This window comes from Pedobacter nyackensis, assembly GCF_032678475.1.
In the GTDB taxonomy this organism is placed as follows: domain Bacteria; phylum Bacteroidota; class Bacteroidia; order Sphingobacteriales; family Sphingobacteriaceae; genus Pedobacter; species Pedobacter nyackensis_A.
Map to the genome: position 1 here is coordinate 663,477 of NZ_JAVTSF010000003.1, position 13,482 is coordinate 676,958.

The following is a 13,482-nucleotide window of genomic DNA, read 5'->3' on the forward strand; positions in this document are numbered from 1 at the left end:
ATCATGAAGATGAAACTAAATATAAAATATATCGTCCTGGTTTTGTTAATCGCATTAACAGGAACATCATGTCAAAAATTTTTGGATGTGAAACCTAGAACTGAGATGCCACAAGACGTTTTGTTCTCAACTGAATCCGGGTTTAAAGATGCCCTTACCGGAGTGTATATTCAATTGAAATCTGATGCTGGTTATGGAAAAGCGTTGACCATGACTACGCTTGAGCAATTGATTTCCAGCTGGGATGTTACAGCCAACTCCACGGAGCAGCGATTGGGTCTCTACAATTTTGCGGACGCAGGAGTTCAGCAATCATTGGCTAATGTTTTTGGGCAACAGTATAAAGTGATTGCCAGTATCAACGCCATATTAGGACATATCGATGCGAAGAAAAGCGTCTTTAAGCCCGGAATGTACGAGATGATCAAGGGCGAGTGTTTGGCATTGCGCGCATATTGTCATTTTGATGTGCTGCGTTTATTTGGACCTGTTCCAACTGCAACAAGCATAGGGAATCAATTGCCTTATGTAACAGTTTTAAGCAACACGCCTAATGCACCAGTTAGTTTTGAAACATTTAAAACAGCAATGTTAAAGGACTTAGCAGAAGCAGAGGCGCTGCAAAGGGATGTTGACCCATTTACTAAATACTCAATGGATGACTTTAAACTGCCTTCTCAAGTTGCGGTTTTTAAACCAGAGGATGATTTTATCAGCTACAGATACCTAAGGATGAACTATTACGCAGTTAAAGCATTACAGGCGAGGGCTTATTTATGGTTTAATGATAAAGCAAAAGCTTATGAAAGTGCTAAATTTTTGATTGATGTAAAAAATATAAATGGAACTCAAAAATTCAGATTAGGGAATTCATCAGATATGACCAATAAGGACTACGTACTTACCGCCGAACATATTTTCGGTTTATATGATTTTGATTTGTATACCAAATATGGTAACACTTTTGGGAACGGTACGTTGAAAAAAGGAACAGCGGAAGCGACTATTAAAAACCAATTGTATGGTAATTCAGGTACTGATATTCGTGAGGCAAATCTTTGGGAGCTGATTACTTTAAGCAATAATGCCAAATGTTATGTATTGAAGAAATATCAGGTTGAACAGAATCCAAGCCGACTAGCGGCGGATTTTAAACAGATTCCAATGTTGAGGATTAGTGAAATGTATATGATTGCTATTGAGTCTGCTCCTTTGGGCGAAGCTCAAAATCTATGGGCGGCATACCGCAATTCCCGCAATATTTCGGTCACCACATTGCCGGCAGATCCAGTACAGCTTCAGATGGAACTGTTAAAAGAATACCGTAAGGAATTTTATGCAGAGGGACAAGCCTTTTACGCTTACAAGCGTGTAAATGCACTAAAGGGAAGCGTGTTATTTACGCCTTCAAATGCAACGGTAAATTATCTGCTGCCATTGCCTAAAACAGAATCCAGCACTGCTAACTAATAAATGGTTTGAAAATGAAAATGCATAAATATTTTATAGTAGTCATAGCCATAATCACTTTGGTTAGCTGCAAAAAGAACGATTATTATCTTTTTAACGATGTGGCGAGGTTACAGTTCGGTCCCGCTATTTCAGAGCTTTATTACGCCCCATATAAACTAAAAGATACTACTAAGACCTACACTTTTGTGTATGAGGATAATGCTGTTGTACAAGACACTGTTTTCTTTGATTTGTATACCATTGGTGGAAAATCTGATAAAGACAGAGTTTTCAGGTTAAAGCAGGAACAAGTTCCGGGCGTAACCAACGCCATTCCGGGCAAACATTACAAAGCCTTTACAGCGTCTGATATGGCACATGAATATATAATTAAAGCTGGTCAGGTTCACCTTTCAGTACCCATAGTTTTGTTACGGGATGCTTCTTTAAAAGCAACAGATGTGGTGTTGAAGTTTAGTGTGGAAAGCAATGAAAATTTTCAGTTGGGAGAACAGAGCAATATATGGCGTAAGGTGATTTTTGCTGACCGCCTGATCCGTCCGAATTTATGGGACGCCAGTGGAGCACAATACTATTACGGGAAATATAGTAGAGTGAAACATGAATTTATGATTGAGGTTACAAAACAGAAATGGGATAATGCATTTTTTGAAATATTCAACGCTGACCCTGCCCAACGTAGTTATTGGTTGGGAGTGTTAAAAACTGCATTGATCAATTACAATAACAATCACCCCGAAAAACCAAAAGTAGACGAGGATGATGAAGCTTTAGTGTTCCCATAAATAAATTAAAAAAGAAGATGAAGAAATTATATATCATTTTTTTACTGGTGGGCTTATTTATGTCTTCCTGTAAGAAGGACCTTGGAAATTACGATTATAAGGAGTTAGAAGAAATCACTATCACAGGTATTGAAACAACTTATGCTAAGTTGACTGATGTGGATAGGATTACTTTAGACCCTACAGTGACCTCATCGGTGGAAGCCGCTGAATTTGAATATTTATGGGGCATATATGAAACTAACGTTACCGGACGAGTACCTGTTATGGATACCATTGCCAAAACCAAGGCGCTGGACTATCCTGTTAAATTAGTAGCAAAGGAGTGGGTTTTGGTATTTCGTGCAACCAATAAAAAAACGGGGTACTCAAAATATGTCAAATCCAGAATTAATGTTGGAACAGAGTACACCCGTGGGTGGTATGTAGCGAAAGACGATGGTATTCAGGCTGATATGGATCTCTTTTTAACACCTCAAACCATCGTCCCTGAGCGTTTAAGAGAGAATGTGTTTAGCTCCGTTAATGGTAAAAAGCTGGAAGGGAAAGCAAAATTAATTAGTTTTTATCACGACTATAAATCGGCCGTTTCGGGTACTATGGGGAATACCAGATCGATATTCCTGACTACCGAAAGAGATCTCTCTGTAGTTGATGTAAATACCATGAAGGAAATTCATGACTTTAATGGATTGTTTTATGGAGCACCTCAAACTAAAGCTCCTGATTTTGTTGCGAATGGAAGTCAGTCGCTATACCTCGCTAACGAGGGCCAACTGCGCGGTATTGGTACTATGTCGGGAAATACAGGTGTATTTGGCGAAAGACAATTGATAAATAGTTATGACACACCTTATAGGCTGTCCAGATTTTTTATGGCTTATACCTTGGGTTCAACGGTTTTCTTTGATGAAATAAGTAGTTCATTTATTTCTTCTTCCGGATCAGGTAATGTGATGACTGCGTTGGTTGACGCTAAAGAAACGCAGATGCCTGCCGCCAATACGAACAAGATAATGCTTTTTATGGGCGCAAGATCTATGTCGCCTTTTGTTGGCTATGCCGTGTTACAGGATAAAACAGATCCAACGAAAAAAACAATAACGAAAATAACAAGGACATCAACAACCATCGATTTGCAGAACGAGGCGATCAAAGTCACCGATAAAATCTATAATGCTGAAAGGTATGCACTTAATGATACCGATGAAAGTATTATTTATTTCACGGTTGGAAATGAGGTTTGGTCACGTAACCTTTCTAACGGCCATGAGCTATTACAGTTTACTGCAGCTGCAGGCGAGGAAATCACCTTCCTGAGACATAGAAAGTATACAGGGTTAAATGCCGAAGCTCCTTATACCTACAATTATGTAATGGTAGGGACTACTTCAGGAGGCAAATATAAAGTAAGAATGTTCGCTAAAACATCAGGTAACCTGGCTTCAGACCCTGCTTTTGTATTGGAAGGCAATGGTATACCAAGAGATGTGATGTATATGGCGCCTCTGGTAGGAGGGTTTACTTATCTCACAACTTATTAATCATAAAATCTTAGGCTGCATCCCGTTCGGTTGGTGCAGCCTGATTAAACACACATAAACAAACATCAAATGAAAAAAATAATCTTATCAGCAGCGATGCTGGCCAGTTCCCTTTTTGCCTCAGCTCAAATGAGTCAGATCAGCGGAACCGTTAAACCTGAAAAAGCAACCATCAAAGAAACTATAGCTTTAATGAAAATTGAAGACGGAGCACCGAAGGTCATTGCAACGACTGAAATCGCCGCGGATGGTTCATTTGGCTTTTTGTTTAAACCTGCTTACGAAGGCTTTTATGCCGTTGGGTCGCCCGATATGATGAAAGGTCAATTTCCTTTCTATTTAAAGGCTGGAGATAAAGCCGAAGTAACCTTTGATAATGTAAATGCTGAATTTACAGGAACCAATACGCCTGAAAATACCGTTTTGAGCAAATGGGCTAACCTTACCAAAAGCCTGAAAAGAAAATCAGTATATTTTATGGGCTCATTCAGTAATTATGAAGATTTCTTCCCGGAATTAACTGCTGTGGCCGGACAAACTGATGCCTTTAGAAAAACCATAAAAACTAAGAATGCTAAATTCAACGATTTGATGAGGGATTTGACGGTTTATGATATGGATTTTTACGCGCTAAACTTTTTACGTACCCCACGTTCAAAACATCCTAAAAAAAGTGATTACCCAGCTTATTATAGCACTATAGTTGTAAAAAATAAGTTCCCGAATGATCAAATATTAGGCACATTATATGGTAAAAGAGCAATGTCGATGTATGCAGAATTTGCTGCGGGTAGTGGAGCTGATATGAATCAGGTATTATCATTTTTAACGACTACTACCCAAAAAGGCGAATACGTGTTTTACAGTCAAACTATGGGAATGAAATCATATGATAAGTATAAAGCTATGATTGATCAGTATGGCCAGTATCTACAAAGCCCAAGTCAGAAAAAGAGATTGGAAGTATTAAGTGCTGATCTTTATACCACAAAAGCAGGCGGTATAGCTTCTGATTTCGAATACCCGGATCATACAGGTAAAATGGTTTCTTTAAGCGGTCAGAAAGGTAAAGTAGTTTTGGTAGACGTTTGGGCAACCTGGTGTGGCCCTTGCAAGAAAGAAATTCCTTCTTTAAAACAACTGGAGAAAGAAATGCATGGTAAAGACATCGTAATCATGAGTGTTTCTGTTGATGAAGAAAAAGATAAAGAGAAGTGGTTAAAAATGATTAAGGATGAGCAGCTTGGCGGTGTGCAGTTGTTTGCCAGTGGATGGAGTAAAATCACCAAAGATTACAAAATCACAGGCATCCCACGCTTTATGGTATTCGATAAAAAAGGAAATGTGGTTACCATTGACGCTCCTCGTCCAAGTGATCCTAAGTTAAAAGAATTGTTAGAAGCTGAGCTTAAAAAGTAATCAAAAGCAAAGATCAAATGAAGAAATTGAACTCTATAGTCCTGCTCACCGCAGGACTATATTTATTAATGCCGGGTATTTCCGTTGCGCAGCAAAGAACCTCGGATATTGAATTTATTAAAAGGGCTCCTGTATTTCGCTGGGCAGATGACAATCATTACAAAACCTATCGTACGGGTGATGTGTTTGGCCGCGGAGAAGAAATCATCGTAGATGTTTTGACCGGCAAAGCAACACCCGCTGGCCCTACAGCAGGTTTTGCGTCCAGAATTAACATTTTAAGAAACGGTTCTGTTGTGCTGGCAAAAACTGCAACTGCTAAGGCCGATACGCTTAAAGGTATACAAACACCAGTAGTGTCGCCAGATTCTGCAAATATTGCCTATACCAAAAACAAAAACCTATATGTATACAACATCGCAGACCGTAAAGAATGGCAGGTAACTACAGACGGTTCCGAAAGCATTTATAACGGCTGGTCATCATGGGTGTACAATGAAGAAATTCTAGGTAGAGGAATGGCTTACCGTGCTTTCTGGTGGAGCCCTGATAGCAAAAAGATTGCTTTTATGCGTTTCGATGATACCAAAGTCCCTGTTCATTATATGGTTGATGATTCCGGTATTCATCAGAAACAAATTGCTATCCACTACCCCTTACCTGGAGATACCAATCCTGAAGTGAAAACGGGAATTGTAAATCTGACGAGTAAACAAATCACCTGGGCGGCTTATGACGCTAAAGCAGATCAATATTTTGGGATGCCGGTATGGACACCGAATTCCGATCAACTTTGGGTGCAATGGATGAACCGCGGACAGGATACCCTTAAAATTGAAGCGATAGATTTGTTAAACGGAAACCGTAAAACAATCTATACGGAAACACAGAAAACCTGGATCTCCCTTGATCAGGATAACCGTGTCGCATTTGTACCCTCAAAAAAGCAATTCTTGCTGATGAGCGATAAGAGTGGTTGGATGCACATCTACGCCCACAATATGGAAGGCAAACAGTTAAAGCAGCTTACTGCCGGAAACTGGACAGTAGATGTAATCAATCATATAGATGAAAAAGGAGGTTGGGTTTATTTTACCGCTAAAAAGGAAAACTCCACCCGTTTAGATCTTTACAAAGTAAAACTGAGCGGTGGTAAAATAGAACGATTAACCTTTGGCGATTACATGCACCGTTTTGAGTTGTCGCCAAATGCCAAATATTTTATTACTACTTATGCAAATTTTAATACTCCGGGCAGGGTCGCATTGGTTGACAACAACGGTAAAATCATTAGAGAACTTGCAGACAGCAAAGGTAAGGACTATGAAAAGTACCTTTCAAAAGCGAGTAAATCTGAGATCATCAGGGTAAAAACCCCTGATGGATTTGAATTGCCTGTGCGTATCATGTATCCGGAAGGTTTTGATCCGAATAAAAAATATCCTTTAATGGCAAATATTTATGGCGGACCAAATTCAGCATTTGTAAACGATGCCTATTTAAGCAATTATACTGGTAAACCAAACGAAATGGATAACCTGATCAGAATCCAAATGGATCATCGCGGATCTGGACATTTCGGTAAAGTAGGACAAAACTATATGCACCGCAACTTAGGTCATTGGGAAATTGAAGATTACAGTACTGTAGTCAATTACCTTAAAAAGACCTATCCTTTCATTGATGGATCAAGAGTTGGTATCAGTGGGTTTAGTTACGGAGGTTATATTTCTGCACTCGCACTGATGAAAGCTCCTGATGTATTTACAGTGGGCTTAGCAGGCGGTAGTGTGACCGATTGGCATTTGTATGATAGCGCTTATACCGAAAGATTTATGGATAGTCCGAAAGAGAACCCAGAAGGCTATAAAAGCTCCAGTGTATTTACTTATGTGAAGAACTTAAAAGGTCATCTGAGTCTTAGACAAGGTACCATGGACGATAACGTACATATGCGCAATACCATGAAACTGGTAGATGCTTTAATGGAATCAGATAAAGATTTTGAACTGATGTTTTATCCTGGCGCAGCACATGGCTGGTACTACCTGCCACATAAAGCTAAATTTGAAAGGAATGCAACTGATAAATTCGTTAAGAAATATTTGTTGGCACCGTAAGGATTCTTGTTTGTTGAATGATACAACCCCCGTTCTATATTGTTAGATCGGGGGTTGTTTATTTTCGATCTGTTTCTGCCCTGAGTTTACATTTACTTGAGCATTAACTTAAACTTAACAGGGCGTTACTAGGGCCTTAGTAGGGCTAGGGGGTAAAGCAAGGCCCTAGTAACACCCTACTAAGGCCCTACTAACGCCCCAGTAATAACGAAGGCTGATATTTAGGTGAATTAACTATTAAGAAAATATTTCATCAAAAAAATGCCCTGATTTGACTCCAACAAACGTGGTTCATATGTTCTTATACTAACAATACGCTATCTCCTTTATACGTTCTGTTGCGATGAAATAGGGTTGATTGTAGATTGGTTAAGGTTTTCTTCGGAAAAAGGGTACTTTTCTCCGAAGAAAGGTGCACGCAATGTGCACCAAACCTTTATCCAAGCCTATACTTGTGTCTAATTTTATTTTTCTTAAACAAATCGCAGAACGCTTTGGTTATGTTATAGTATTCATCTATCAACCTCTGGCCATGAAAAAAGCTTTATTACTCTCATTCCTTTTACTGAGCATAACCGTTTATGCACAAAAACTACCAAGGATTAAGATACTCGCTACAGGGGGTACCATTGCAGGAAAAGGGGCTTCTGCGGACCGATCCGCATATAATGCTGGTGAATTGCCAATCGAGGATCTGATTGCTGCGGTGCCGGGAATAGAGAAAATTGCAACCATTTCAGGTGAGCAGATTTCAAATGTGGGCAGTCAGGATATGTCTGTGGAGATATGGATGAAACTCAATAAGAGAATCAATGAAATATATAAACGTAATGAAGCCGATGGTGTGGTTATTACCCATGGTACCGATACGCAGGAAGAGACGGCCTATTTCCTCTCCTTAACGCTGCGTTATGACAAGCCGGTAATCGTTACCGGTTCAATGCGACCTGCGACGGCCATTAGTGCTGATGGTCCTAAAAATCTGTATGATGCGATTGTTGTTGCCGGGTCTAAAGAGGCATCACACAGTGGGGTGTTGCTGACATTTAGTGAAAACATCTTTTCCCCAAGAGAGGTGTCAAAAACGAATACAACCCATGTAGACGCATTTACTTCGCCTAATTCCGGCCCAATCGGCCGGGTATATGACGGGAAAGTGGTCATGTATCAGACTCAATTGCGAAAAGTGAATAAAAGTACGCCGTTTGACATTGCAGGGTTAACATCACTTCCCGAAGTTTCGATTATTGAATTGTATGCAGGGGCATCGGCAGTAGGTCTGAATGCCAGTATCACCGCTGGTGTAAAAGGAATTATTACTGCCGGCTTAGGTAATGGAAATCTGAATAAAGCCAATGCTGAAGCTGTTGCCGAAGCGACGAAAGCAGGGATTACTGTGGTACGCTCGTCCAGAACAGGAGCGGGCAGAGTAACTTTGCTTGGTGAAACGAATGATGAAAAACTGGGGACAATAGTGGCGGACGATTTAAGTCCGCAAAAGGCCAGGATACTCCTTATGCTGGGCCTCACAAAAACCACGGATAAAAAACAATTGCAACAATATTTTTTCGAGTATTAAAACCGAAACTTTATGGCCAGATTTCTACCATTGTTTTTGTTACTGTTAGTTGGACACAGCATGTATGCGCAACAGGAAAAACAGGGAGATACGACAATAAATCGTAACGTGCCATTGATAACTGCCGACAAGGTTGATTTATTGAACAATGTTGACGTAATATTTAATACTCAGGTAGGATTTAACAGTTACTTCAATGATGGAAAATATGGTAGCAGCAAGTTTGCTGTAAACCAATTCAGATTTGAGATCAGAGGTAAGGTATTTAAGGATAAAGTGTTTTTTCGTTTCCGGGATCGCTATACCAGGGATCCGGAAGTACAGTCAATTGATAATTTGAGCCGCTCCACAGATCTTGCTTTTATCGGATATACCGTCTCAGATAAAACCAGTATCGCTATTGGTAAAATGACGGCAAACTGGGGCGGTTATGAATTTGATATGAACCCTATCGATATTTATCAGTACAACGATTTCATCGAAAATTCGGATAATTTTCTAACGGGTGTGCAGTTTAACTGGAAGGTCTCTTCAAATCATGCTTTATCTGCTCAGATACTCAATTCAAGAACTAAAACTTTTACCGAATTGTATGAGGAAATGCCCGAATTTAAGGACGCAAAGTTTCCTGCTGCCTATGTAGGTACCTGGAACGGAAGCTTTTTGGAAGGGAAATTTCAGACCATCTGGAGTTTTAGCATATTGCAGGAAGCAAGTAGGAATGGCAGTCCTGTAAATATGTATTATACCGCCCTTGGAAACCAGCTCCGGTTAAAAGACTGGTTGCTGGAATACGACTTTAAATGGAGTAGCGAAGATCTGGATAGGACAGGGGTGGTGAGCGCATTGATCCCGCAAGATCTTTTAGGTCATGCCGCACAGAAAACCGATTATAAAGAACACTGGCTGCGCGCGGTTTATTCCATCAATCAACAATGGAAAGCCTCGGTAATTGGAATGGTCAGTACAGCAACATGGAACAATCCGGTTGATGAAAGAGCTGATGCAATTGGGGTCAGAACTTCCTGGGGGATTATTCCCGCAGTAGAGTTTTATCCCATAAAAAATTATAACCTTAAGTTTTATGCAGCTTATGTAGGGCAGTATCTGAATTACAGTAGCTATGCTAAAACTACGCTTCGACAGGTGAATAGCGATTCCGGTAGGATTATGCTCGGAATTACGTCCCCACTGCTTGTTTTTTAATACCCGATAAATGAAATGATTTAAAAATATAGAACTCTTTAAAATTTAATATTATGGCAAAATTTCGCGTTGAACATGACTTTCTTGGAGAAAAAGAAATTAGTGACGAATATTATTATGGCGTACAGACGGCACGCGCAAAAGAAAACTTTGATATAACTGGAATACCCATTGGTAATGAACCACTTTTGATTAAGGCTTTTGGTTACGTGAAAAAAGCCGCCGCCATGGCCAACAGAGACCTGGGAATTCTGGACGCTAAAAAAGCAGATGCAATTATTTATGGCTGTGACAGATTGATTGCCGGTGAATTTACCGACCAGTTTATTAGTGATATGATACAGGGAGGTGCTGGGACCTCCACCAATATGAATGCCAACGAAGTGATAGCTAATCTCGGACTTGAACATATGGGATATGCTAAAGGCGATTACCAGTACCTGCATCCAAATAATCATGTCAATCTTTCACAGAGCACAAATGATGCCTACCCTACGGCCTTTCGGATGGCCATCTATTTAAAGATAGATGCTTTTGCAGACGCATTGGAGCATTTGCAAAATACATTTTTTGCAAAAGGACAGGAGTTTAAAGAGATTCTGAAAATGGGTAGGACCCAATTGCAGGATGCGGTTCCGATGACGCTGGGGCAGGAGTTTAATGCTTTTGCAACAACCATTGGTGAGGATGTAATGCGTTTAAGAGAGTCGGAAAAGCTAATTCTTGAAGTGAATATGGGTGCTACGGCGATAGGGACAGGTGTGAATGCGCCTGAAGGCTATTCCGCGCTTTGTGTAAAACACCTCGCGGCAATCAGTAAGATTCCGGTAATCCTCGCCGCGGATTTAATTGAGGCTACTTATGACACCGGTGCTTTTGTACAATTAAGTGGAACTTTAAAAAGAAGTGCCATTAAACTGAGTAAAATCAGTAATGATTTAAGATTGTTGAGTAGTGGCCCCCGCTGCGGACTAAATGAAATCAACCTTCCGGCAATGCAACCGGGTTCGTCTATTATGCCAGGCAAGGTGAATCCGGTAATGCCTGAGTTGATGAACCAAACTTGTTTTTATGTAATCGGGGCTGATCTTACCGTGACTATGGCTGCAGAAGCCGGACAGTTGCAGTTGAATGTGATGGAGCCTGTAATCGGTTTTGCCTTGTTTACCTCCTTAGAATACCTGAGTAAAGCATGTAAGGCACTCGGAGAAAAATGTGTGAAAGGCATAACTGCAAATGCTGAACACAGTATGCAGCTGGTGATGAATAGTATTGGTATCGTTACTCAGCTTAACCCTATCCTTGGATATGAAGAAAGTGCATCGATTGCTAAAGAAGCCTTGAAAACAGGAAAATCTATCCATGATATTGTGGTGTTGGAACGCAAGTTGATTACACAGGCCAAATGGGATGAAATTTATTCCATTGAGAATTTGATTCACCCTAAATTTATTTCGCAGTAGTTGGAGGTTAATTGATAGTTAACCATTTTGGATAATAGCCAAAAGGGCCTTGCTTTCGTTAGGCCCTTAGCAGTTTCTGTAATTTTTTATCTAAGTTTGCAGGAATGAATGCCATGCGTGTTGTTTTAATGATCTGTTTGTTTTTTGCAATTAGCTTAGGTAGGGCAGAAGCCCAGGTGCCGGCTGCGTTGCCTTTGACTGACACCGTTGCAACACCAATAAAAAGTTATAAAAGGTGGGTAAAAGACCCTGCTTTTTTAGCCAGGCAAAAATTCGTAACAGATTCCATCATTTCGCATACCTGGATTCTCCCTGATTCTTTAGTAGACAAAAATATCATTATTGATAGTATCTTGAAAGCGCAGGTTTATGGCCGGTCCGGATTGTATACTCGCTATAAAGATTTTAAAACTTCGGAAAAAGTGAGCCTTTACCGAACCGGTACACCCGTTCCTAAAGGGAACCTGTGGGTACTTGGGGTTATTGTATTACTGATGGTTTTGTTTGCCTCCTTAAAGATTTCTTTTTCCAAGCAATTACAGACCATTGTGCAGGCTTTTTTTAGCAATCGGATATTAAATAACCTGAATAAAGAAGATAACCTTTTTACGTCCTGGCCGTTCCTATTGTTGTTTGTCCAATTCGGTTTTACGATAGGAATGTTCTTTTACCTGGTTACACAATATTACCATATGTCCTTTGCTGACAGTGGTTTTCGTTTTTATTTGAGCATTTCAGTGCTTATTGTGATACTTTATGTATTGAAAATTGTGCTGTTGCGGGCTTTGGGTTATCTTTTTAACATCCAGAAACCCATAAGTGAGTATGTTTCCATATTATATTTGAGTTATTTCAACATTGCATTAATGTTTATTCCGTTAGTGATCGCTTTTGCCTTATCTCCTTTACGATATGGGCCTTACTACATCGCAATTTCTTTCATTTTATTAATTATTGTCTTTGTTTTTCAATTTATTAGGGCTGGAGTTAATATTTTATCTCACTATCGGTTTTCAAAAGTCTATTTGTTTTTGTACTTTTGTGCCCTCGAAATCTGCCCTATATTAATATTAATCAAGGCGATAGGTTTATAAACGCGGTAACTAAGTAAAAATGCAAGAAAAGACAGAAGATAGGTTACGTAAGGTGAAAAGTATATTGGTAACCTTGCCAAAGCCGGAAACAGAAAAGTCTCCTTATTTTGATTTGGCTAAGAAGTATAACCTGAAAATTGATTTTAGATCATTTATTCATGTTGAAGGTGTCCCAGCCAGAGATTTCAGAAAGGATAAAATTACATTAAGTGATTTTACAGCTGTAGTTTTTACAAGCAGGAATGCAGTAGATCATTTTTTTAGAATTTGTGAAGAAATGAGATACGATGTGCCTGCTGACTTGAAATACTTTTGTATTTCAGAATCTACAGCGTTATATCTGCAAAAATACATCCAGTACAGAAAGCGGAAAATTTTCTTCGGAAAGCAAACTGCGGCTGATTTAGCCGAAGTGTTAAAGAAACATGCTGGTGAGAAATTCCTTTATCCTTGTTCTGATGTAGCAACAGAAGATACTATGAATTTTTTGCAAAAAAATGGATATGATTTTACTCCTGCTGTATTGTTTAGAACAGTGGTGTCTGATCTTTCTGATCTTGCAGAGGTTTTTTATGACATTATCGGGTTCTTTAGCCCTTCAAGTATACAATCGCTCTACACCAATTTCCCCGATTTCAAGCAGAACAATACACGTATTGCTGCCTTTGGAGTAAATACACATAAAGCGGTTACCGATGCAGGACTGATTGTTGATATTGCTGCCCCTTCACCAGAGGCCCCGTCAATGATTATGGCAATTGAGAATTATATAAAAAAATCGAACAAATAATATTTTGTT

Annotated in this window: 10 protein-coding genes; all 10 read left to right on the plus strand. The window is 39.6% G+C overall.

Annotated features, from left to right (window positions below; all coding sequences use genetic code 11):
* The first annotated feature begins 9 nt into the window (after positions 1-9).
* The 10 genes from R2Q84_RS13750 (at position 10) to R2Q84_RS13795 (ending at position 13,473) form a co-directional block, all read left to right on the plus strand.
* Positions 10-1,470 carry a RagB/SusD family nutrient uptake outer membrane protein gene (locus tag R2Q84_RS13750; protein WP_316817129.1) on the plus strand — a complete coding sequence of 487 codons (1,461 nt, stop codon included), beginning with the start codon at positions 10-12 and terminating at the stop codon, positions 1,468-1,470.
* 14 nt (positions 1,471-1,484) lie between these two features.
* On the plus strand, positions 1,485-2,258 hold the full coding sequence (locus tag R2Q84_RS13755) for a DUF4843 domain-containing protein (RefSeq protein ID WP_316817130.1): 774 nt from the start codon (positions 1,485-1,487) through the stop codon (positions 2,256-2,258).
* A gap of 17 nt (positions 2,259-2,275) precedes the next feature.
* Positions 2,276-3,802, plus strand: coding sequence for a PKD-like family lipoprotein (locus tag R2Q84_RS13760; RefSeq protein WP_316817131.1), 1,527 nt, complete (start codon positions 2,276-2,278; stop codon positions 3,800-3,802).
* Positions 3,803-3,871: 69 nt separating this feature from the next.
* Positions 3,872-5,221 carry a TlpA disulfide reductase family protein gene (locus tag R2Q84_RS13765; protein ID WP_316817132.1) on the plus strand — a complete coding sequence of 450 codons (1,350 nt, stop codon included), beginning with the start codon at positions 3,872-3,874 and terminating at the stop codon, positions 5,219-5,221.
* Positions 5,222-5,238: 17 nt separating this feature from the next.
* Positions 5,239-7,341 carry a S9 family peptidase gene (locus R2Q84_RS13770; protein WP_316817133.1) on the plus strand — a complete coding sequence of 701 codons (2,103 nt, stop codon included), beginning with the start codon at positions 5,239-5,241 and terminating at the stop codon, positions 7,339-7,341.
* Between the two features lie 532 nt (positions 7,342-7,873).
* Positions 7,874-8,920 (plus strand): type II asparaginase, encoded by a 1,047-nt coding sequence (locus R2Q84_RS13775; RefSeq protein WP_316817134.1) that lies wholly within the window; start codon positions 7,874-7,876, stop codon positions 8,918-8,920.
* Positions 8,921-8,932: 12 nt separating this feature from the next.
* Positions 8,933-10,126, plus strand: a complete 1,194-nt coding sequence (locus R2Q84_RS13780; RefSeq protein ID WP_316817135.1) for a porin — start codon at positions 8,933-8,935, stop codon at positions 10,124-10,126.
* A gap of 50 nt (positions 10,127-10,176) precedes the next feature.
* Entirely contained in the window at positions 10,177-11,589 is a 1,413-nt protein-coding gene (gene aspA / locus R2Q84_RS13785) for an aspartate ammonia-lyase (protein ID WP_410478425.1), read from the plus strand.
* Positions 11,590-11,693: 104 nt separating this feature from the next.
* Complete coding sequence (locus R2Q84_RS13790) at positions 11,694-12,683, plus strand: DUF4271 domain-containing protein (protein ID WP_316817137.1); 990 nt, start codon at positions 11,694-11,696, stop codon at positions 12,681-12,683.
* 19 nt (positions 12,684-12,702) lie between these two features.
* A complete protein-coding gene (locus tag R2Q84_RS13795) occupies positions 12,703-13,473 on the plus strand; it encodes a uroporphyrinogen-III synthase (RefSeq protein WP_316817138.1) in 771 nt (256 codons plus the stop codon).
* The last annotated feature ends 9 nt before the right edge of the window (positions 13,474-13,482 follow it).

Excerpts from the sequence above, each read along its gene's own strand:
- R2Q84_RS13750 (WP_316817129.1), top strand. The coding sequence starts at position 10 with ATGAAACTAAATATAAAATATATCGTCCTGGTTTTGTTAATCGCATTA.
- R2Q84_RS13755 (WP_316817130.1), top strand. The coding sequence starts at position 1,485 with ATGAAAATGCATAAATATTTTATAGTAGTCATAGCCATAATCACTTTG.
- R2Q84_RS13760 (WP_316817131.1), top strand. The coding sequence starts at position 2,276 with ATGAAGAAATTATATATCATTTTTTTACTGGTGGGCTTATTTATGTCT.
- R2Q84_RS13765 (WP_316817132.1), top strand. The coding sequence starts at position 3,872 with ATGAAAAAAATAATCTTATCAGCAGCGATGCTGGCCAGTTCCCTTTTT.
- R2Q84_RS13770 (WP_316817133.1), top strand. The coding sequence starts at position 5,239 with ATGAAGAAATTGAACTCTATAGTCCTGCTCACCGCAGGACTATATTTA.
- R2Q84_RS13775 (WP_316817134.1), top strand. The coding sequence starts at position 7,874 with ATGAAAAAAGCTTTATTACTCTCATTCCTTTTACTGAGCATAACCGTT.
- R2Q84_RS13780 (WP_316817135.1), top strand. The coding sequence starts at position 8,933 with ATGGCCAGATTTCTACCATTGTTTTTGTTACTGTTAGTTGGACACAGC.
- R2Q84_RS13790 (WP_316817137.1), top strand. The coding sequence starts at position 11,694 with ATGAATGCCATGCGTGTTGTTTTAATGATCTGTTTGTTTTTTGCAATT.
- R2Q84_RS13795 (WP_316817138.1), top strand. The coding sequence starts at position 12,703 with ATGCAAGAAAAGACAGAAGATAGGTTACGTAAGGTGAAAAGTATATTG.